This window comes from Bifidobacterium sp. LH_491, from assembly GCF_056356495.1.
In genome coordinates, this window is sequence record NZ_JBKEUI010000001.1 from 1,080,953 (window position 1) to 1,104,342 (window position 23,390).

Genomic DNA, 23,390 nt, shown 5'->3' on the forward strand with positions numbered 1-23,390 from the left:
AACCGGTCGGACATCGTCTGCCAACGACCGACCGGCACGCAATGGTACGTGGTTGTCTCGGCGGCGCGGCGGCGATTCGCCAGCCAGTGTCGCCCCCACATCGCCGGGACAACCCTTATTAAGGAAGTGATAGCAATGAAACCCATATTGAAGAAACTAGCGGCAGGCCTGGCATCCGTAGCCATGCTGTTCGGCATGGCAGCCGTAGGCGCGACCACCGCACAAGCCGCCGCCGGTGACGTCATCATCAAGGACGGCACAGGAGGCAAGCTCGAAGGAACCAAGATTTATGTTGAAAATGTCTGGACCCACTCGGACTATAACCCCCGTTGGACTTGTGCAGATTCGACAACGGATTTGATGCTCAAGCCTGTTATGGGAACGGAGTATGTCACCCCGGAGCAGGGAATGGGACATGATCCATTTATGGCAGCCGATTCCGAGCAACAAACCGCATGGTCTTCCGGTTTTGCGCAGTGGATATATGAGAATAACAACGGTGCACTGGAATTAGCTGGGACAATTTCTGGTGGCGTGTTTACATATAGTGCTATTACACCGAATGTCGCGACAAGCATACTCATCGTACCAGCAAAGGACACCCCCGACGCCTTCATTCCGCAGGTAGTGGATGCCATCACAAGTAGTCAAGTAACCGTAACCCTAACATCAAACTCAGAAGGCGGAGGCTCCGGTACGGGCGGATCAGATACGCTTGCCGGAGAAGATGGCAGCCTATCCGTAATCAGGCAGTCCGCATCCTCCGACTCATACACCCTCCGACCGCTTGCCTACACGATGACAGACGGCAGTTATACGACGCCTGGCAGAAAGGGTGAGATCGGAGGATTGGATGGAGTGCAAGATTTCTACCCCGCTTGCGACAGAGATTCTGGCGTATCGACTTGGCAGCAGTGCCTGAACATAGTTCAACAAGGCGGAGAAACCGCTTGGACAGAGTTCGCTCGACTTGCCGCACAAAACGGCACTGCCTCATGGGCTTTTTATCAAACAACCGCCACAATGGTACAGCAGGCCGATGGCACGTATGCGGCGAAATTCGCAAATCTGCCTAGCGACTGCGGCTTTTCCGGCCTGCCGTACGGTCGATATGTCGTGTACAAGACCGACGATGCAGCATCCACTGCGCTGTTGGTGGATGTGGATGGTCCGGGCGTGCGGGTCGAGGAGAAGTCGGACGTGCCCACGGTCAGGAAGACGATCAACGGCAAGTCGGCCACCGATGCTTCATACACAGAAAACATTAAGGTGCAGATTGACGCGGTGATGCCCCTGATGGAGGATGGCGTGCCGTCCGGCTACGGATACCGCATCGAGGACACGGTTGGCGTTCCAGTCTCGGACATGGTCATCCCGGCGTATGGCATGCAAGCCGACACGCTCACGGTTACCGCCAACGGCAAAACGCTGACCAAAGACCAGGACTACACGTTGGACACCACATCCACGAGCACGACCGGCATGCAAAAATTCATCTTCACCGATATGTCTTCGCTCAGCTCCAACGGCACCAAGTACCTGAACATCAAGGTAACCTACACGGCGCGTTCGGCAGTCTCCGGAATCGATCCCGTATCCACGTACGCCCAGGTCTTCTACGGGCAAAGCGGCAGCGAGCAGAGCACCGTTCAATCCACGGCACTGCTCTATACGTACGGCTACGGCATCTACAAGTTTGCGTGCGATAACGGAACCTGCGCATCGGGAGCCTCCAATACCGATAAATTGGCCGGAGCATCCTTCCAAATCTATGAGGACAACGACGGAAGCCCGGCGGCCGAGCCGATCAAGTTCTACGAAATGCAAGGATACTGGTTCCCCATTCTGCACGATGGACTGGTCGACGAGTCAAGACTCAAGGACACGCTTACCACCGGAGACGATGGCATGATCAACCTGCTTGGCCTGCACGGCGGCACTTACTGGATCAAGGAAACCAAGGCTCCGGACGGGTATATCACGCCGAGCAATCCGTTCAAGCTGGCGTTCCCCACCGGATATACCGAAGATGGAAGCCCCACGCTGGACCCATCGGAAATCGTCGGAACTGGCGATTACGGCAACCTGTACATCAACTGGCAGGGTGGTAACACATCCTCCATGGTCAACTTCAACGTTGATATCGGCAACGCCAAGGAAAGCGACCTGCCCGGCACCGGCGGCATGGGCACGGTGATGTTCACATTGATCGGCTCGGCGCTGGTCGCGTTGGGCGTATGGCACAGCCTGCGCCGCCGCGACGACACGGACGCCCGCCAGACCCCGGCAACCCCAGCCATGGCATAGGGGCGGAAGGTTGGCGGGGCGTCGCGCGATGAGGCCGATGCCCCGCCAACCGCCCACCCTCACGAAACGTAAGCAATTCAAGCAAAAGTAACCATGCAAATAAACTTCATCATTCACAAGGAAGTGATTGCAATGAAACCGATATTCAAGAAACTGGCGGCGGGCGCAGCATCCCTGGCCATGCTGTTCGGCCTGGGTGCCATGGGCGCGACCACCGCCCAGGCCGCCGAATACAAAGGCAAGATTACTGTTACAAGCGCGACCGACAATGGAACAGTCACGGTGATTCCTATGGTGTTGGATTCAGGTGACGGTTCTTCGTTCATACAAGGTATAGGTCTTTGGAACACGCAGGTTCTCAATGATTTTTACGCATTGGTTAACGGCGCATCCTCGGAACAGGAGGCTTTGACTAATGTACGCAATGCCGATGAGTCGCAGCGTAACGCCTGGTCTGAGGAGATGTTCCAAATCTACGAAGATAATGGTTTCACAGCGGATAAGGCTCCCACGGCAAATTATCAGTCAACTGGTTCTGGATACGAGGCTACGTTCGTCGACTCTTTGAATGTTGGCCCCAATTCCCTGTATTGGATATATGACCAAGTGCACACTACATTTGTCGTGACGGATCAGAACTATTCTGCAACTGACAGTACAGTGTTGGCGACGGTGGTCATGGAGTCTGCGGGGAATGCGCCATCCACTCCTGAACCTGAACCTGAGCCGGTCTCTGAGATGTCGTTGACGGTGGATTCAACAGCTCCGGGGTTGAATGGGGCGAAGTTCGCGGCGTTCAATTTGCTGGATGAGTCGGGCGGGTCGTTCTCGTGGTCGGAGGGCACCGACGCTCTGGTAGACGGCATCCAGGTTCAGTGGGGCCTCATTGTGAACGCGCCGGAATTCGCGGCAATGCTGGAGAGCAACGATCCGACGGTGATGTCCGATCTGACGTACCGGGACCTACGAGAAAATGGCCAATTGTCCGACACGTTCCTCGATTCCTTCACAAAGCCCCTGTCCGGAACGGACTCGGGCCCATATTCGGCCACGTGGACCGGTCTGAAGCCGGGCTGGGTGTGGCTGGTGCCGTATGGTTCGGGCAACGGCGTGGGCTCGCGGTTCGTGCGCATGGACGCGTCGGAGGGCGATTCGGTGACGGTGTCGCTCAAGACGGACGAGCCGACGTTGGACAAGCGCGTGGACGGCAAGAAGGCCGTGGAAGGTGCGGAAGGTGCGGGAGACCATACGTTCACCATCACGATGAAGGTGCCGGACACAAGTTCCTACACGAAGTATCCGCTGCGCATCGTCGACACGGGAGTCCTGCCCTCGGACACCGGTTCGGTGTCGGCCACGCTGGGCGGCCGGTCGTTGGCGAACGGCCGCGATTTCACGGTGAGTACGGAGTGCCCTGGAGGCAATCCGTACTCCAATTCGTACATGGACATTGATTTCGGGGACGTGAAGGCCAAGGGCTGGTCGGCGGGCGAGGAACTCGTCGTGACGTACAAAGCATCCCTAATGGCCTACGCTCCGATCAGTATCGGCGCCAACCTCGCCCGTGTGTCGTATCCCACGGACACGACCGGCGAGACAACGGCCCTGTCGGCGGCGAGCACGGCGAGCGTGTATTCCTACGCCATGTACGTGCTTAAGGTGGACGAGTCCGGCGCTCCGTTGGACGGCGCCGAGTTCTCAATATACGAGGACGACGGTTCGGGCGCGGCGGCCGACGAGGAGACCGGGACCCCGATGAATGGATATGAAGGCTCGTACCAAGCGCCCAGCCTCGTGTCGGGTACGTATTGGATCCGAGAGACGAAGGCCCCTGAGGGCTATACGCAATTGACCGAGGACATCAAGCTCGTGGTCAAGGGCGATCTGGACGAGGATACCGGCGTGTTCTCGGGCGTGAGCATGACGGACGCCGACGGCCAGCCGCTCGAGGTCAGCCAGGATGGCTTCACCAAGGGCTATTACACGCTGACCGTACAGAACGTCAAGGAAGGCGACCTGCCCGGCACCGGCGGCATGGGCACGGTGATGTTCACATTGATCGGCTCGGCGCTGGTCGCGTTGGGCGTATGGCACAGCCTGCGCCGCCGCGACGACACGAACGCCCGCCAGACCCCGGCAACCCCAGCGATGGCATAAAGCCAGCGGGTCTTCGGCAGGAGCCCGGCGGGGCACCGTGCGATACGCGCGACGCCCCGCCACCACCTCTCGCAAAGCAATGCTTGAACACAAGGAAGTGATTGCAATGAAACCGATAATCAAGAAACTAACGGCAGGCCTGGCATCCGTGGCCATGCTGTTCGGCATGGGCGCAGTAGGCGTAACCACCGCACAAGCCGCCGATTCCGTAACAACCATCCGGTTGGTGACGTCCAATGCGGAGATAACCTCCGACGCAGTATATTCAAAAAGCCCGTTAGTGAACAATAATGGATGGAACGCTACCGGAGGACAGGAAAGCGGTCTGCTGAGCGAAGTGTTCGGCACCTCGGATGGCCCAACCATAAACGAGAAAATGCAATCGGCCGACAGCTCCCAGAAGGCCCAGTGGGCACAGCAAATGACCGATCTCCTCTATAGCGGTAGCTATGGTGCAGGTAATCAATGGTCGCAGCCTTTCGTCGATGACGGCAGCGGCACCTACGTCAGCACAGACAGCCAGTCGGGATCGTTTGAAAACTACAATTTGATTTTCCCCTCCCCATCGCACAAAGGCCTATTTACTCCCGCATTCGTCCATGTGCCGCTCAACGAGTTGGTTACCGTAAACCTTGACACCGCAAGTGTCGGCTACGGCACCACCATCCCCTCATATCGGGTCATTACTGATGCCGGACAGGAAGACGCAGTGTATTCGCTGCACGCATTGTGGTATTACGACGCCAATATGCAGCCAATCAACCCGAAAACACCCGACGGCTCGACCATGGATTGGTACACTCAGTCGTCGATGTATAAGGGGTACTGTGGCAGCTACACCACATGGAGCGAATGTACAACCGCATTGTCCAAACAGGGCGGCGCCACGTGGGATTCGTTCCTGAAACAATGGGGCCATGACGGGGAGACCCAAATGGATTCCTTCATGGGCAACGCTCACGTAACTCAACAAACAGGCGGAAGCTACGAGGCTGTTTTCGAACATCTTGGCACCTCCTCGGACCTATCCAACGGAGTGATTCCGTGGGGCAGCTACGTATTGACTCGTGGGTTCGACGATTCCTACTGGGTGGTGGATATTACCGATAGCTCCGACTCAACCACCATCAAAAGCGATGTACCTACGATTGATATGACAGTAAACGGCAAACATGCTGCGGATGTGTCTTACGGCGAAACTGAGACGGTTCGCGTGGAAGCCTCCATGCCTGTCACTTCCAACGTAAGTGCAGGATACACATACACCGTGTCGCTTTCTGCCGGAGAATCCTCCGATTTGGCGGCCTACCAGATTATGCCAGGCACGGTGAAAGTCACCGCCAACGACAAGTCGCTGTCGGAAAACACGGATTACACCTTCGATGTTTCTGCTTTCAATAAGAACGGAAGTGGCGACCTTGCCATTACCAACATGGCTGGATTAAGCGAGAACGGCACGACTGCTGTGAATGTGGTGATTACCTACGACGCCATTTCGAAGATGCAGATGTCGAGCACAGGAGCGCCAACAACCGCCCAGCTGCACTATGGGTCAAGCCAGACTCGCGCGATTCAGGATACGGCGGTGGCGACGGTGGTGTTCTACACCTGGAATTTGGGATTATATAAGTTTGCGTGCGACGACGGCGCAGGATGCGTCAACGGCAGCAACGGCAATAAGCTCGCCGGGGCGCAATTCCAAGTGTTTGACACCGATCCTGACAGCAATCCCGAGGCCGCACCGATGGAATTCTACCTCGGCAGCCTGCCCAACGTAGGCAATGTTGCCCTACCCTATTCGGAAATACTGATGCCTGAACAGACCCCACATACGAATGTTCTCACGACTGACGATAACGGCATGATTTATTTGTCCGGAGTCGGTTCTGGCACATATTGGCTGCGCGAAACCAAGGCACCAGACGGATATACCAAGCTCACGGAAGACGTGACGTTCACCTACACGGTTACGTACACGGAAACAGGTGACATTGAATCAATCGATTACAACGCTTCCGGACAGTATGGCGAGGTGCACATTACCCCAGGTGCGGACAGCGGCTATGCACAGGCCACCGTAGACATTGGCAATATGCCGGAAGGAGACCTGCCCGGCACCGGCGGCATGGGCACGGTGATATTCACACTGATCGGCTCCGCACTGATCGCATTCGGCGTGTGGTATGGCATGCGTCGCCGCGATGATGCTGACACTCGTCAAAACCCGGCGGCTCCGGCGATGGCGTAGAGGCAGAACGTCGGCGGGGCACCATGCGATAAGGCCGGCTCTCCACCAACCGTCCAACCACACGGACCAATATAAGCAATTCAAACAAAAGTAACCATGTAAACAAATCCCATCACTTACAAGGAAGTGATTGCAATGAAATCGATATTCAAGAAACTGGCGGCGGGCATCGCATCTGCAGCCATGCTGCTCGGCATAGGTGCCGTCAGCGCGGCTTCAGCACAGGCGGCGCAGACTGACGGCGGCCCCGACTCAGAGGTGTACATCCGTTCCAACGATCCGGCCACCGAAGGCGTGGAGCTCGAGGCTTTGCGTATCTACTGGTACGACGGGAGCACGTACACCTTGGGCAACTATTGGGGCGGCTTCTTCGCCTCGTACGATCCGGTCAATTCGAGCGACACCACGGTGATCATGCAGTATCTCAATACACTGCAGGACGAGAGCAAGGAGCTTCGCGACCTTGCCACGGCCGCGGCCACATTCGCCCGTTCGTATGGATGGGCGCCCAACGAGCGGGCCACGATGACGAAGGTGGCCAGCTCCAGCACCAATGAGTACGTGGCGCATTTCACGATTCCCCAGAGCTGGAGCCTGATCATTCCGGTCGATTCCAACAATGACACGGTGGTGCGTCCGATGATTGTCAATCCGCATGACGGCGAGGATTTGGATGCGGGCCTGAAAACCGTCACTCCGACGATCACCAAGACCATCAACGACCGCAGCCATGCTGTGGTGGCATCGGGCGAGACCGCGCACATGCGCATCGAAAGCTTCGTGCCCGACACCACTGGATACGACACGTATTCTTTCCAAATTACCGATAACCTCAGAGGTTGCTGGTCACTGGTTGGGGATACATCCGTCACCATCGGCGGCAAGACGCTGGAGGAGGGTGTCGACTATCAGCTGGGCACGGTTAGCGGCACAACCAATGAGTACACGTTCCTGGACATTAAGGCGTATGCGGCGTACGATCCGGTTGTTATTGAATACGACGCCGAACTGCTCCGGGCGGATATGCTGCCAGGTAAGATGGCAAGTACCCTTACTGCCACGAGTAGCCAGGCAACCGTGCTGTATCAAGATGGGACTGCGGACTCTTTGGCACATTGGTACAACGGTTTGTTTGAGGTGGATAAGGTCGCCTGCCCACAGAGCGGTGACTGTGCTTTCGATCCAGACGCCAGCGAGCCGTTGGCGGGCGCGACGTTCCAACTGTATGACGATGACGGCGGTCGGCCGTCGCAGGAGCCGATTCGCTTCATGACCATTGTCGACAACTACTATATCCGGCAGTCCAGCATCGAAGTGGGCAGCGGCGGGATTGTTACCAAGGATATCGTCGACCTGACCGTGCCCGAAGAAGATGCGGCGTTGGTTATCGGCGGCCTGAGCGACGGCACGTATTGGTTGAAGGAAACCGTGGCGCCCGACGGGTATTCGCAGCTTACCGAACCCATCAAAATCACTATCGGTGTGGATCGAGACGCCGACACCAGCGTGATCAACGCCATGCCGATGACCTATGGCGAGCAGGCTAACGCGGCCGCCGCGAAGGGATTCCTCGGCAAGAAAGGAACCTATTACGAGTTCCAAACGCTGCCGGTGGGCAACGTTAAGGAAGGAGACCTACCCGGCACCGGCGGCATGGGCACGGTGATATTCACCATAGGGGGCATAACGCTAATTCTGCTTGGCGTGTGGTGGAGCATGAGGCGTCATGGCGGCGATGAACATACCGCGGACGCCAGCGGCCAATCCAACCCCTCTGCGCCGCAGTTCGTCGATTGCACACCTTCGGAAGTCACCAAATAATGCAAAATATCCAGCGTTAAGGCTTATAGCACACGCAGTGCGCATGAAATAAGCTTTGGCACCAACACTCAGTCAAACTTCCGAATCAGAAGCGGACGGGAGGCGAGCTATGAAACGTCGTCGGCGTTCAGCAGTGCCCGCAGCGATTATTCTCGTAGGATTGCTGATTCTGCTATATCCCACCATTAGCAACATTAGCGTCATGCGCCATGCTTCGCGCGTGGTCACGTCCTACAATAACGCCGTAGCCTCGCTGAAACCAGCCGAATACGATAGCATGCTCGCCTCCGCCCGCGAATACAATCAACAAATCGTCGACAAAGGCGGTATCGCCAACGTGAGCGAAGCGTTCGGCGGCACACAAGGCGACAAGGAATACAACAGTCTGCTCAACCTGCATGGCGACGGGGTGATGGGCTACATCGTGCTCCCCGATCTCAAAGAATCCCTCCCCATCTACCACGGCACCAGCACCGCCGTACTCGCCCAAGGCGTGGGACACCTCGCAGGAACCAGCCTACCTGTAGGCGGCCCATCTACCCACGCTGCCTTGTCGGGACATCGTGGACTGCCGTCCGCCAAACTATTCACCGATCTTGACAAAATGAAAAAAGGTGACGTGTTCTATATCAAGGTGCTTGGCGAAACCCTGGCATACAAGGTATATGGCATCGAAGTGGTCAAGCCCAACAACGTCAAATCGCTGGCCATCCAACCCGGCAAAGACCTAGTGACGCTCATCACTTGCACACCGTATGGGGTAAACACCCACCGGCTGCTCATCCACGCCGAACGCACACCATACACAGAGAAAGACAAGAAGCGCAGCGACATCAGCAATCCACTCTACGACATGCCATTGCAGTATCTGCTGCTCATCATCGCGCTTATTGTGCTGGCCATCATCATCCCAATCATTATTCTCAAACGCCGCAAACGCCGTCCCGACCACAAGGCATGGCCATGGCAGATTCCCGGACTCAAAGCACAGGATCAAGCAAGACGACAGGCACGCCGAGACGCCGGGATGGAAGAGACACCGCCAGCAGGACACGCGAAGCGTCGACGGTGGCACAGACAACGGAGAAAGTCGTCCAAACCAACGATGAGAGGTGACGAGACCCGCAAATCCTATGGGGCCGCTCAACCCCGCGGCAACGATGCGGCTGAAGCCGCTGACTCGATAGGTGACTCAATATGTAAAGCTGTCGAAACCAACGAGGCAGGCCAGGACGAAGGATTTAGCGATAGCTCAGCACGCGCAACGCGCATATAAAGGAGGAGTCTGATGAACGGCTACCGTAAGCCCAGTATTGGCGCAACGGCATGGCGAACCATGCGCCGAAGGTGTAGCGCGTCACTCAAGCGTGCGCTCGGCTGCGCGGCCGCCATCATCGCCATCTGCGCCATGACCATAACCCCCTGCGCCATGGCGGCACACGGCAGCGGCACGATCAGCATCGAAGCGCGCAGCACCGACGCCAACGGCACCATCGTGTCTATGGCCGGCGACGTATGGTCCCTCTCCCTGGTCGCCACCGTCACCATCGACACCAACGGCAACCGAACCTACAGCACCGCCGCAGGATACGAAGCCTTCTCCCACAACGACTGGGGGACGCTCGGTGACGGCGCTCGCCGACAAATGGCAGTCACCCTCGCTTCGCACGCCAGCGCCAACAACCTCTACAACGAAAGCGCCAGCGTTACCAGCGGTGGCACAGCCACCTTCACCGGACTCCCCGACGGCCTGTACCTCGTCGCCAGAACCGGTATCAACCCCTCCAATCAAGCTTATGAAGCCAGTCCGACACTCATCGACCTGCCTAACGACGACGGATCGCGCAACGTCACCGCCGCACCCAAACACGGATGGGCCGCACAGCTCACGCTATCCGCCGAAAACATGTCCTCCTATACAGGAGATCCCCTCACTAGCGCCGAGCAATCATCGTTCCCTCGCGTGCGCTATCGCGTGCACATGAACGACGTATTGCGAGACATGCTGGGCACCGCCGACGTTTCCACCATTGCCATCCACACCGCGCAAGGTGAAACCATCCACATTGATGACCCGATTGGAGATGCCGGCAACGTCCTGATTCCCGAACTGCAGAATCTATTCGTATATGAAGGACGAAACCTTTCCTCATCCACATGGGAGGAACTTGCACTCAACGGCGAGCTAGCCCAAGACAGTTCCCAAGGAGGTCTTTATGCCATTGATGTGAAAGACAGCACTAAGCTTACCGCTTCTTTCAGGAATCAACCTATTGGCATCACTTACCAACCCGGCATACTCACCGTACGATACGTAGCTCGCGCGGACGATGTGGCAAATGGCGAGCGCACCATCACCACGCCAGTCCTCGACTCACAGGAATTCGCGCAGCTGGCATCCGGCACACAGGCATCCGATGATTCCGATACCGTTTATGACGTGCATCGCACGAATACGGTAGCCGGCGCTGATGTGGTGGATCGTACGGGAGGTTTCCTAGCGGTGGCCCCCACGGGCACCACGTTCAACGCCAATGGCCGCGGCGAACTTGGTTCGACGAACGCCATCAGTGGTATGGATGGGCGCGTAGATATCGCACTGCTTTCCGACCGGCTGCTCGGCAATGATACTACGTACAATTATGAGGATAAGGTTCGCGCCCGTGCGGAAACATATGTGGATGGAACTGCCCTTGCGGGCATTATCGACGCACAGCAACGTTCCTGGGACTTTCGATACCTCGACTTGGTCAATCAGGCAGATGGCAATGTGTGGGTAACGAGCTCTGCGGGCATCGACGTGTATTGGCCATATCCCCAAGGAACCGACGCCAATACCACGTTTACGCTTGTGCATTTTGGCAACATGTTCCGTGAATACGGCATTGATGGCGAAGAGATTCTTGATAAGGCCATTGCCGACGCACCACTGAACACCGTATCTGTCACCAACACCCCGCAAGGCATACGATTCCACGTTGACGCCGATGGTTTCGGACCATTCGCCCTTACGTGGACATCAAACCCACAAACCAATGCCGGCAGTGGAAGCACTGCCGGAACGGGAGCAGCCGTCGCGATCATCGTCGGCACGGGCATCTGCCTGTTCACGCTCGGAGCGATCATCAAACGGCGGCACAGCGACCGTTGACGGATCTTCTGCGGCCCTCCGCACCCAAGCAATCGGTTTACTCGGCTGCAGACGGTCAGTTGGCCACTTCTCCGGTGATATGACGGTATAGTTCACCGTCAATCGGCCTCGACAGATGCAGATTGGTCACCGTAACCTTCACCTGCGCTCCGCCTTCCACCGACCGCTTGGTGACCAACTTCGGCTCGCTATACCCATCCACATGGCCCACATAGTAGTACTTCGCCTCCTTCGATTCCTCCTTGCGCATGACAAACAGCGGAATGAAATGCCCCTCCGTCCATGCTTCAGTACCATAGTCACGCGCCATCCACACGAATTCAGGCGACGACGGCGTGCGCTTGTTTTTACTGAAATAGCGCATATCCTGCGGTCCCATGAACCGATCCTCATACTGACTGGTGGCATATTTGACGAAAATCGGCATCGTTCCCGTATCCCGATCGCACCGATATCCGCCCACATTCTGCGCATTAATTTCCTGCAGCCAACCCAGCAGACGCTCCACATCGGCCAGCGTGTACTTATATTCGTACACAAACGCACGGTCGCCATTGCGCCCGTCACGCCGCAACTCATGCGCGGCGGCCAGCGTCTCCCGGCATTTTGCCAAACCGCAGCGCAGCGTATCGAACATAAACCATGCAAACGTCCGGCATCGCTCCATCAAATCCGCAAACTCACCGCCCAAGCGCACCATTCGCCCATCCGCACTCGCCTCCACCAACGACACGCCACCGAACCGCCTGCGCGTAGTGTCGGTGTAGTAGCTCATATCAAGCACGCGCAACGCCGACGCCATCTGCCCAGCATTATGGTACGCGTCCGGAAAATCATGGGCTATCGTATCCGACAACTTGGCAACGTCAACCCAATCGCGCACCAGGCCTCCACCTGCGGCGGCATTGGCTCTCACATCCGCAGCAGCATTTGGATGCGCTTCCACGCCTGCTTCTGGCACAACACCCGCGACTACGCCTGTATCCGCATAGCAGCCCAGCAACTCGGCCAGCACCACCAACTCATGCGGACGCAATCCCGGCAGCAACACCTCGGTGGCCATTTTCAACAGGCCATAATGCGTAGCCGTCAACGCATCGACATCGCACAGCACGTCCACGCCGCGTCTGTCACCACGCTTGTCAACAGGTTTGCCGGTATGCTTGTCGGCACGCCGCTCCCTGGAGACCACAAATTGCAGGTAGCTGCCCTGCTTGGCCGCCAGCGTCAATGGCAGTGACGGATCATGAGCGTACACGTCGGTAAGCATCGGTACTCTGCCCAGCTGGAATCGCAATTGACGGTACTCTTCCGTCAGCCGCTTCATCTCCGACCAATCAGCCTGGTCCAAGGAGGCAAGCACCCGCTCCTTGGCAATGGCGTCGAAACTGATGGACGACAACCCTATGGAGCGGCGTTGCAAATTCTTGCGGGCGACGTCACGCTCGCCGGTATTACCATATAAGGCGACCGGTATCAGATAGTTGTTGGCGTAATTGCCAATGAAATCGATGACGATCACACTGTCTTTGCCGGGGAACATACGCAGTCCACGTCCCAACTGCTGGGTGAACACGATACTTGACTGGGTGTTGCGCAGCATGACGATCTGGTTGACGGCAGGAATGTCAACGCCTTCGTTGAAGACATCCACCGTGAAAATATAATCCAAGTCACCGCGCTCAAGCGCCGCAATGGCCTCCTGACGCTCCTGCGGCGAACATTGCCCGGTAACGGCCCGCGTGCGGTAGCATCGGGTTTCCTCGCGCTGGTTGACGATGCCGTTGAACAATGCCGACAGTCGGCGCGCCTCGTCGACCGTACTGCAGAACACCAGCCCGGTGACCTGCTGATGGTACGGACTGTACTGCTGCAGGACATCCACGATATAGCGCACCCGTTCGGCAGTAGCCAACTGTTCGATCTCGTAATGCAGCTGACCGCTGTCAGCGGCGCTCATGGCCGACGATACGGCGATCGCGCCCACGCCGGCAGCCGCGCCGTCCCGACCAGCATCCTGCGCAGCTTCAGCGGAACCGAGATATTCCGCGACCCCATAATAGTGGAACGGGCACAGCATATGCTCATCCAACGCCTGCTGCAGCCGAATTTCGTACGCCACGTTATGGTCGAACAAGGAGAAGATATTCACTCCGTCGGTACGCTCCGGCGTCGCAGTCATCCCCAGCATGAACGACGCGCCATCAAAATGATCAATCACCCGACGATACGTCTGCGCACCGGCATGATGCACCTCGTCAACCAGCACATATTCAAACTCGTCCGTGGCAAACCGTTCCAACACCTCCGGCCGGCTCAACGTCTGCACCGTAGCAAACACATACTTGCGATCATGATCCTTGCTTGTGCCGGAAAACAGCCCCAAATCAGTATCGGCACACCCCAGCACACGCTGATACGACCGCATGGCCGCCACGAGAATCTCCTGACGCTGCGCAACATACAGCATGCGCCGCGGACGGCATCGCCGCACATCAAACGCCGACAGGTAGGTTTTTCCCGTACCGGTCGCGGACACAATCATCGCCCGGCGCTCGCCACGCCGACGCAACGCCTCGAGATTGCGCAATGCTTCACGCTGCATGCCATTGGGGACCACTGGCTCCTGCGAGCGCCGCTCCACCTCACGCAACGCTTCGCTGCGGGAAGGCGCGTACTTGGCGAATTCCTCCTCATATCGGGCGATCCATTCGCGGGTCAGCGGTTCGGAATCCTCGACCTGCAGGTCGATCTCGCGCTGGAATTGTTCTACCAATTCCCCGCTATGCAACGATGAAATCTTGAGGTTCCACTCACGCTGCACACCGAGCGCATGCTGGGTCAGGTTCGAACTGCCGACATACAGATTGTAGTATTTGCTGCCGTCGTCCATGCTACGCGCGAACACATATCCTTTCGGATGGAATGGCTGGCCGTCACGCCCCGAACGATCTTGCGGCGCTTTCCACACGCGCACGTCCACATTGGCTTGTTCTTTCAGTCTGAGCAGATCCCAGAATGCCTTCGGTGTATTGAAATAGCTTTTCGTGGAAGTGATCAGCCGCCCGGCCCCAACATGACCTGCCGTATCCGCGTCGCCGCCCGAATTCGGCGTCCCCGCCCCGACATGTGCCGCATGCGCCGCATGTGTTTTGAAGTCCTCGAACAACGTGCGAATCGCTTCAGCCGATACGAACGCCACCGACATGTCGAAAAAGTCGCTGCCGGCCAGCTCGTCACCCAACGCCTGCCCCATGGTGTCGCCGGGATGGTTGGCGATCAACCGGGGAGCATACACGCCCGGGACATTATCATTGTGCCGAACCAGCCCGGACGTCACATCCTCCAACAGCGATTGCTCAACAGACATCGTTTCCCTTACTTTCCATCAGCGCTGCTTCCATTACGACCATTACGAGAAACAGACAAGTTCTACGCTCTGAGCATCCGATAGACCCATCAATCGGAGAGGGCACAGCCACAGTCCTCCATGAGAAGTGACACTGCTTCTTCATCCGCAGGCGCCCACGCCAGCTGCCGTAGATCTTCCGGATCCATCCAACACACCTGCTGATGTTCCATAGCATGCACTTCGCCGCGCGCCAGACGGCAGACAAACACGGCAAGCTCCACCACACCGAAGTCATAGCGTTGTGTCGACACGCACAACCGCCGTCCCACTTCGATCTCGCATCCCAATTCCTCGATGATTTCACGATGCAGCGCCCGCTCGGGCGTCTCACCTTGTTCGATCTTGCCTCCGGGAAACTCCCACAATCCCGCCAACGGCTTTCCTTCAGGACGGCAAGCACACAATACCTTGCCATCGTGTATCACCGCCGCACCCACCACACGAATCACGGCGTCGTCCGAACGTGAACTGACACAACCATGCGCGTGATTCTCCGCCCCATTTGCTGCCTGAGATGGCATAGGGTGCGCTTCATCTGGCTCGATCATACGTTTCCTTTCCCCGATCAGCATCCCAGCACGTCCACTCTTCAATGTGGAACACCTGTTCGGATCATCAACCAGGATAACGCATATGCTTCAACACACCGTCACAACACCCGATATGGCGGCGGGGGTTCGCCAGCACCATACGCCAACGAACCCCCGTCAATCATGCATCGCGATCAACTTGCAGCCGCACCACACAGCATCAACCGCACACCCCGGCATCCCCAACCAGCCGCTATCTTCCCGCTAGACGGTCAGCGTATCCGCTCCCCCGCCACTGACACCGTTGCCGCCAGCAAAGCCGAGCATCTGGTCGATGACCGTCCATGCGGAAATGCCATTCACCCACATCCACAGCATAAGCAACGACACCGCCACGTTGATGATCACCGCAGCCAGCGCCAGGCCAAACCCACGCATATGGAAGGTGCGCGTGCGCCACAACGACAGACACCCCATAATCGCTGGCAACACCGGCACGGTCAGCGCCACCGAGAACACAAATGCGATGATCGCATACGCATCCCAACGTCCATACAGCATATTCTGCGCCGGATCATTCACATCAATGCCTTGGAAATACCGCGGCGCATACCCCGGCTCTCCAGGAAGCGGGGCATTGCCCACGCGACGCAGCGGCGCACCATTGGACAAAGCCGGCATCGGCTGACCGTACGGCTGCGGCTGACCAGGCTGCTGATAGCCGGGCTGCTGGTATCCCGGCTGCACATACGGCTGCTGCGGCTGATATGGCTGTTGGGTTGGCTGCCCCGCGGGCTGCTGCGGCTGCACATACGGCGCTTGGCCATACGCCGACGGCTGCCCATACTGCTGCCCGTACTGCGACGGCGTGGAGTGCGGCATAGCCTGCTGAGGCTGAGGCTGCACCGGCTGCGCGGCAGGCTGTGGCTCAGGGCGTCCGTACACATACGGGTCATAACCGGCCGCGTATTGCGACGCCAAGGCGCCATATTCCGGCGGTTGCGGCGCAGAAGACACCTGTTCTTGCGCATCATTGAGGTCTTGCGAATCGACCATTACCGTTCCTTTCGCCTGTTCTTACCGCGCCCGGCTTCGTCGCGAAGCCAATCAAACGCCTACCTCACGATAACCGTGGCGTCAAAGCATGCTTCGACGCCACGCATGTCCATTCCATACGCACAACATTACGCGGTACGCAGTTGCGCGCCCAACTGGGCCGCACGCTCCACAATAGCCGCCCGAATGGTTTCGCTATCCTGCGCGTCCAGCGTGCGGTCAGCCGAACGGAAGGTCACCGCAAACGCCAGCGACTTCACACCCTCGCCAATCTGATCGCCTGTGAACACGTCGAACAATTCCACATTTTCCAGCACATCGCCGGCAGCCTCTTCAATGGCTTCCTGCAACGCGGCGGCACTCACCTCAACGGGCACGGTGAACGCCAGATCCTGCTTCACCGGCGGGAACGAGGAAATCGGCTTCGCCTGCACCGGCTTGCCGCTCAAGGTGGCGAAAAGCGCCGTCATATCCAACTCGAAGGCAGCGCTGTGCACCGGGAACGACAAGGCCTCATTCACCCGAGGATGCAATTCGCCGACCATACCAACCACAACGTCACCAGCCAACACTTCGGCGGCGCGACCCGGATGCCAGCTTGCCGGCACATCCTGCGGCCGGGGCTGACGCAACGCAATCTGCGCGCCCAGACGATCGGCCACGCGACGCACGGCCTCCACCGCATCCGTCCAATCCACGGCACGACGCTCACCCAGCCAGCCGGTGTTCACCGCCAAGCCGGTCATAATGCCCGCCACGTGCATGGGCTGGTCGGGAAGACCTGCATCCAACGCCGCCAATTCCTCGTCGCTCGGACGCACACCGCCCGGCAAGGCAGGAATGGCGGGAGCCTGCGGATCCCAGTGATACACATGACCCAACTCGTACAGGCGCACATCCTGCATGCCGCGGCCCAGATTCAGCTGAACCGTACGCGCGAGGGTCGGCAGAATATCACGACGCAGGTAAGGACGATTGCCGGCCAAGGGGTTGGCGATCTCGACGCTCACCTTCGCCGTCTTTTCCTCGTCATAGCCGAACGCACGGAAGTCTTCCGCACCTACAAACGGGTAGGTCAGCGCTTCGACCATGCCGTATTCGGCAAGCTCGTCGGCCACCCAACGGCGATGACGCTGATCGGCGGTCAAACCGACGGCACCCTCGACCGGAGCCGGCGGAACCGTCGTCGGAATCTCGTCGTAGCCAACCAGTCGCGCCACCTCTTCGACCAAGTCGCACGGTTCGTTCAAATCCGGACGCCATGTCGGCGGTGTCACCGAGAAATCGCCATTGCCACCGCCAGCGACCAGGCAGCCGATATCAGTCAGTATGTCGCTAATACGGTTCACATCGATTTGCAATCCGGCCACACGCTCCACCTCAAGCGCCTTGAAGACGATGGGGCGACGCGGTTCGGTGGCGTCCACATCCGTGGGGGTTGCGCTGGCTTCGCCGCCGCCATACGTGGTCAGCAGTTCGACGGCCATCTGCGCTGCGGCCGGCTGCAGCTGGGTATCTACGCCGCGTTCGAAACGACGCGACGCCTCCGACGGAATCTTGTGGCGACGAGCCGAACGGGCAATCGACACCGGATCGAAATGTGCCGATTCGATCAACACATTCGTCGTCTCCTCCGTCACCTCGCCGTACAGGCCACCCATCACACCGGCGATGCCCAGCACACGTGAGCCACGACGGCCTTCGGGAGAATCCGTAATCAGCAGGTCTTCGACACTCAACGCATGCTGCTTGCCGTCCAACGTCGTCAAGGTTTCGCCCTCATGTGCACGGCGTACCACGATAGGCCCGCAAATCTTATCCAAATCATAAGCGTGCAACGGCTGGCCCAGATCGAGCATGGTGTAGTTGGTCACATCCACCGCCAGTCCCAGCGAGCGCATGCCGGCACGGGTCAGACGACGACGCATCCAATTGGGCGAAGGCGCCTGCGCGTTCACACCGCGAATCGCCCGGGCATAGTAGCGGTCGCATCCGGCAACTCCGTGAATCGGCGCCTCGTCCTCGATTACCACTTCCATGTCGCGATTCTCCACGCGCACGCCCTCGGTAACCGGAGCCTGCTCATTCAGCGCCAGCACCGGATCGGTAAACGCCGCCCCCGTGGAATGATGATATTCGCGGGCTACGCCGCGATACGAGAACGCATAACCGCGATCGGGCGTGATGTTGATTTCCAGCAACGGCTCGTTCAGATGCAGCAGACTCATAGCGTCATCGCCCGGCTTGAGCGCCTCATACTCCTCGGGTGTGAACCCATAGTTGCGCAGCAGGATGATGCCGTCATGGCTGTCACCCAAGCCAAGCTCACGTTCGGAAGCGCACATGCCGGCCGAAATATGGCCATAGGTCTTGCGCGGCTCGATACGGAAGTCTCCCGGCAATACCGCGCCCGGCAGCGTCACCACGACCTTCTCGCCTGCCGCCATGTTCGGCGCACCACACACAATGCCTCGTGGCACCTTGTTGCCCTGCTCGTCGACTTCGTTGTATTCGTCACCGACGTCAACATGACACCAGTTAATCGTCTTGCCGTTCTTCTGCGGTTCGGGCGTGGCATCCACCACATAGCCCACGACGATCGGACCGGTGAGCTGCGAGGCATGGATCGCCTCCTCCTCCAAGCCGACGCGCACCAAATCCTGCGCCAACTGTTCCACCGTCAGATCCTGCGCGGTCTCGACATGCTCGCGCAACCAATCAATATCGATCATAGGCATGGCTGTCACTCCCCCATCACAAACTGTTTGCTGAATCGCACGTCGCCCTCGACCAGGTCGTGCATGTCGTTAATATCGTGGCGCAGCAGCAGCGTGCGTTCCATGCCCACACCAAACGCGAAACCGGTATACACCTCCGGATCGAGGCCGGCGGACTTGAGCACGTTCGGATTGACCATGCCGCAACCTCCCCATTCGATCCAACCGGGGCCGCCCTTCTTGTCGGGGAACCACAGATCCAGCTCGGCGCTGGGCTCGGTGAACGGGAAATAGCTCGGACGTAGACGGCTCTTGGCTTCGGGGCCGAACATCGCCACGGCGAGCTTATCCAGCACGCCCTTCAAATCGGCCATAGTCAGATGCTTGTCCACCGCAAGCGCCTCGCACTGATGGAACACCGGCGTATGCGTGGCGTCCAGTTCGTCCGTGCGGAACACACGGCCCGGGCAGGCGATGTACAGCGGCACGCCGCGCGACAGCAACGCACGCACCTGGTCTGACGAAGTCTGCGTGCGCAGCACCATGTTCGAACCGACGAATCCGGCCGAATCCTTCGCCTGATTGCCCTTGACGTAGAAGGTGTCCTGCATTTGGCGCGCCGGATGGTCGGGGCCAAAGTTCAACGCGTCGAAGTCAAACCATTCGGTTTCCACTTCCGGACCTTGCGAAATCTGCCAGCCCATGCCGATGAAGAAATCCTCCACATCCTCCATGAGCTTGGCCAACGGATGACGCGCACCCAACGGCTTGCGAGACACGGGCAGGGTCATGTCCACGGTTTCGCTGGCCAGGGCGCGTGCTTCCTCCTGCGCCTTGACTTCGGTTTCCTTGGCGGCGAAGGCACGACCAAAATCGGCACGCAGGCCGCCCAACAGCTTGCCCGCTTCCTTCTTCTGCTCCACCGGCAACGCACCGATCGCCTTGCTGGCACGGGTCATCATCGAATCCGCACCCGCATACTGCGTCTTGATGGACTTCAACTGCTCCATAGTGGAGGCGCTTTGGATTTTCGCAATGCCTTCGGCAACCGCTTCGGTTACCGCTTGGGCATCGAACACCGCACTTTCTGCCACGACAAACCTTTCTGTCTGATATTCGCCAACCCCGCCAAAACAGCGATATGACAACGGTTGAACGACTTTACATTGTTCCAATATGACTCGACATGGCCAGCCCCATGAGCATCACCGCCGCACTGGTTGCCAAATTCAAGGATTCGGCTTGCCCGTATAGGGGAATGGACACGATTCGGTCCATGGCTTCCAACAGTTCCTGCGGCAATCCTCGCGCCTCGTTGCCAAACAGTACGGCCTTGGGTTCGGCTACGGCCGCACGATCGGACAACACCAACGGCAGGGATTCCACCGGCCGCTGCGGCGTGCCGTACACATCCGCGGCATACAACGCCAATCCTCGTGTGCGGCACCACGTGCACCACTCTTCAGTGCTCATGGAAAGTACCGGCACATGGAATAGCGAACCTGTGGTGGAGCGCATTACCTTGGGGTTGTACGGATCGACGCAGTCGTCGACCAACACCACTGCCGCGCAACCGGCGGCATCCGACACACGAATCACCGTGCCGGCATTGCCCGGATCGCGCACCTGCCAAAACGCCGCCACCATATCGCCCGGATTGGTGCGCGTCAACAGGGTTTGCGCGTCGGCCCGCAGCGCCGCAGCTTCTCCCACGGCCAGCACTCCCTGACAGTCGGCGCTCATCCGCGCCATCACATCGGCGTTTGCATAGTGGACATACACGCCATCGCCACGCCCCAACCGCGCAATGTCGCGCATCAGGTCGACGTCAACCATCGAAGCACCGGTACGCTCGTCCAGCCCAACGTACACGTCGCTCACCGCATCCGGTCGGTACCGCACCGCCTCGCGCACGCACTGCGGGCCTTCGATAAGGAATTTTCCCGCACGTTCGCGGGCCTTGCGGTCGGCGAGCGCCGCCACACGTTTGATACGCTCGGCGCGTGGGTTCGTCAATGTTCCTGAAGTAATGGGCATGGTTCTTACCCTACCGCGTGCCCCCTGACGGCACGAGATGCCCAGCGAATCTTCAGCAAGCCGCCAGTTATGTTTCAGTAGCCACGAAGCCAATAACCAATCACTGTATCTATTTTGATAAGCGTTGGCGTTTCGTCGTGACGTTACTTCGCCATGACGGCATTTCGCCGTGACTTCATCTGCCCCTTTACTTATGAGGAGACGCATGTTCATCATTCGCAACGCGTGCCGTAGTGTGTTACGCAGCAAAGGCCGCACCATATTGATCGTTATTATCGTCGCCATTATCGCGACGGCCGCCACGATTGGTCTGGCCATTCGTCAGGCGGCGCAAACCGCACGTGACGAAGGATTGAGCGATACCACCATTACGGCCACCATCAGCGTGGATCGGGACAAGCTTCTGGGCAATGCCAAGCCGGCGGGCGATGCCAACGGTTCGGGCAGCACCGGTTCGGACGGCGCTGACGCCAGCGGCGATAACGGCAGCCGCACACCGCCCGATTTCGACGCCATGCGCGAAAGTCTGGCCGGTAAACAGCTCACCCTCAAGGATTACAACACCTATGCCAAGGCATCGAAGGCCGTCAGCGACACGTATTACACGCAAACTACCTCGCTGGACGGCACCGACACCTTCCAGCCGGTGACCGACGATACATCCAGCACTGACACGTCGAGCACCGACACCGGCGGCACAGCTTCCGGCAACAACGCGCCGCAGAATATGGGTCCCGGCGGCATGGGTGGCATGGCAGGCATGGGCGGCATGTCCAGCGGCGACTTCCAGCTGGTCGGCTTCTCCAGCGATACGGCCGTGGCCAACGCCGCCAACGGCAGCTTTACCATGAGTTCGGGCAAAGTGTTCGGCTACGACGCCGCCTCGGACGGCGATGTGATCATCAGCAGCACGCTGGCCAGCTTCAATAATCTCGCCGTGGGCGACACGTTTACCGCCACCATCAGTTCGTCCGCAACCACCGACTCTGATTCCAGCAGCACGGATGAGGCCGCCACCCATACTTTTACCGTCGTCGGCATCTATACCAACGACGACACCAACAGCGGTCAATCCGTGGGGCCGTCTCGTTCCGGAGCGTCCGACCCGGCCAACGCCATCTACACGTCGACGCGCACCATCGACGCACTCAATCTTGGAGATGACAACGCCGCGCAAATCAACTACACCTACGTGTTCAGCGACAAAGCCCACTACGAAACCTTTGTCAAGGACGTCGCCAAGGCGGGATTAAGCGATGACTACACCGTATCCTCCGCGGACGTCGACCAGTACGAGGCCAGCCTGATTCCGCTCAACAATCTCGCCTCCTTCGCCGTGACGTTGCTGATCATCGTGCTTGCGGTCGGAGCCATAGTGCTCATCGTGCTCACCCTGTTCAACGTGCGCGAGCGCAAATATGAGATCGGCGTGCTCACCGCCATCGGCATCAGTAAGCTGAAGGTGGCCGCCCAATTCGCCGTAGAGCTGCTGGTGGTGACGGCCATCGGTCTGGCCATTGGCATAGGCATCGGCGCGGTCGCTTCGGTGCCGGTGTCAAATCAACTGTTGTCCAGCCAGGTGGCACAGCAGCAAAGCGAACGCAACAGCCAACAGGCGCAGTTCGGTCGCGATATGCAAGCCGGCCCCCAAAATGGATCGCAGGATGGGTCACAAGCTACCCCGCAAGCCAATTCGTCCGGCACGTCGACAGACAATGGCGACAAACCAACCAATCCGCCATCAGGTATGACGGGTGGTTTGCGCCAGGCGGTGAATTACGTTTCTTCCGTACAGGCCTCCGTGAATCTCACCGTGGTGGCACAACTGGCCCTCATCGGACTGGGACTCACCCTGCTTGCCGCCCTGGGCGCGGCAAGCGTGGTGATGCGCTACGAGCCGCTGCAAATCCTGGCCGACCGTTCGTAACTACCCTGTGGCATATCGACCAGCAGG

Annotated in this window: 13 protein-coding genes; 7 read left to right on the forward strand and 6 right to left on the reverse strand. The window is 58.6% G+C overall.

Annotation, left to right across the window (positions count from 1 at the left end):
• Positions 1-135: 135 nt before the first annotated feature.
• From AC1AWK_RS04155 to AC1AWK_RS04180, 6 genes are all read left to right on the forward strand, one after another.
• Positions 136-2,307: a SpaA isopeptide-forming pilin-related protein gene (locus tag AC1AWK_RS04155; RefSeq protein WP_476568345.1), complete on the forward strand. Its 2,172-nt coding sequence runs from the start codon at positions 136-138 to the stop codon at positions 2,305-2,307.
• A 132-nt stretch (positions 2,308-2,439) separates the two neighbouring features.
• Positions 2,440-4,464, forward strand: coding sequence for a SpaA isopeptide-forming pilin-related protein (locus AC1AWK_RS04160; protein WP_476568347.1), 2,025 nt, complete (start codon positions 2,440-2,442; stop codon positions 4,462-4,464).
• Positions 4,465-4,570: 106 nt separating this feature from the next.
• Entirely contained in the window at positions 4,571-6,712 is a 2,142-nt protein-coding gene (locus AC1AWK_RS04165) for an isopeptide-forming domain-containing fimbrial protein (protein WP_476568349.1), read from the forward strand.
• 135 nt (positions 6,713-6,847) lie between these two features.
• A complete protein-coding gene (locus tag AC1AWK_RS04170; protein WP_476568351.1) occupies positions 6,848-8,533 on the forward strand; it encodes an isopeptide-forming domain-containing fimbrial protein in 1,686 nt (561 codons plus the stop codon).
• Positions 8,534-8,642: 109 nt separating this feature from the next.
• The gene (locus tag AC1AWK_RS04175; RefSeq protein ID WP_476568352.1) at positions 8,643-9,809 is read left to right on the forward strand and encodes a class C sortase; all 1,167 of its coding nucleotides are present in this window, start codon (positions 8,643-8,645) and stop codon (positions 9,807-9,809) included.
• Positions 9,810-9,821: 12 nt separating this feature from the next.
• Positions 9,822-11,684, forward strand: coding sequence for a hypothetical protein (locus tag AC1AWK_RS04180; protein WP_476568353.1), 1,863 nt, complete (start codon positions 9,822-9,824; stop codon positions 11,682-11,684).
• Between the two features lie 55 nt (positions 11,685-11,739).
• Here AC1AWK_RS04180 and AC1AWK_RS04185 read toward each other — a convergent pair whose 3' ends face one another.
• The 6 genes from AC1AWK_RS04185 to AC1AWK_RS04210 form a co-directional block, all read right to left on the reverse strand.
• Positions 11,740-15,054: a DUF3427 domain-containing protein gene (locus tag AC1AWK_RS04185; protein WP_476568355.1), complete on the reverse strand. Its 3,315-nt coding sequence runs from the start codon at positions 15,052-15,054 to the stop codon at positions 11,740-11,742.
• 89 nt (positions 15,055-15,143) lie between these two features.
• Positions 15,144-15,644 (reverse strand): (deoxy)nucleoside triphosphate pyrophosphohydrolase, encoded by a 501-nt coding sequence (locus AC1AWK_RS04190; protein WP_476568357.1) that lies wholly within the window; start codon positions 15,642-15,644, stop codon positions 15,144-15,146.
• Between the two features lie 246 nt (positions 15,645-15,890).
• Positions 15,891-16,682 carry a hypothetical protein gene (locus AC1AWK_RS04195; RefSeq protein WP_476568359.1) on the reverse strand — a complete coding sequence of 264 codons (792 nt, stop codon included), beginning with the start codon at positions 16,680-16,682 and terminating at the stop codon, positions 15,891-15,893.
• A 128-nt stretch (positions 16,683-16,810) separates the two neighbouring features.
• Positions 16,811-19,420, reverse strand: a complete 2,610-nt coding sequence (pheT, locus tag AC1AWK_RS04200; protein WP_476568361.1) for a phenylalanine--tRNA ligase subunit beta — start codon at positions 19,418-19,420, stop codon at positions 16,811-16,813.
• A gap of 5 nt (positions 19,421-19,425) precedes the next feature.
• Positions 19,426-20,493: a phenylalanine--tRNA ligase subunit alpha gene (gene pheS / locus AC1AWK_RS04205; RefSeq protein ID WP_476568363.1), complete on the reverse strand. Its 1,068-nt coding sequence runs from the start codon at positions 20,491-20,493 to the stop codon at positions 19,426-19,428.
• Positions 20,494-20,560: 67 nt separating this feature from the next.
• Entirely contained in the window at positions 20,561-21,436 is an 876-nt protein-coding gene (locus tag AC1AWK_RS04210; RefSeq protein WP_476568365.1) for a TrmH family RNA methyltransferase, read from the reverse strand.
• A gap of 205 nt (positions 21,437-21,641) precedes the next feature.
• Between AC1AWK_RS04210 and AC1AWK_RS04215 the strand changes: the two genes are divergently transcribed.
• Positions 21,642-23,363, forward strand: a complete 1,722-nt coding sequence (locus AC1AWK_RS04215; protein ID WP_476568366.1) for an ABC transporter permease — start codon at positions 21,642-21,644, stop codon at positions 23,361-23,363.
• Positions 23,364-23,390: the final 27 nt, after the last annotated feature.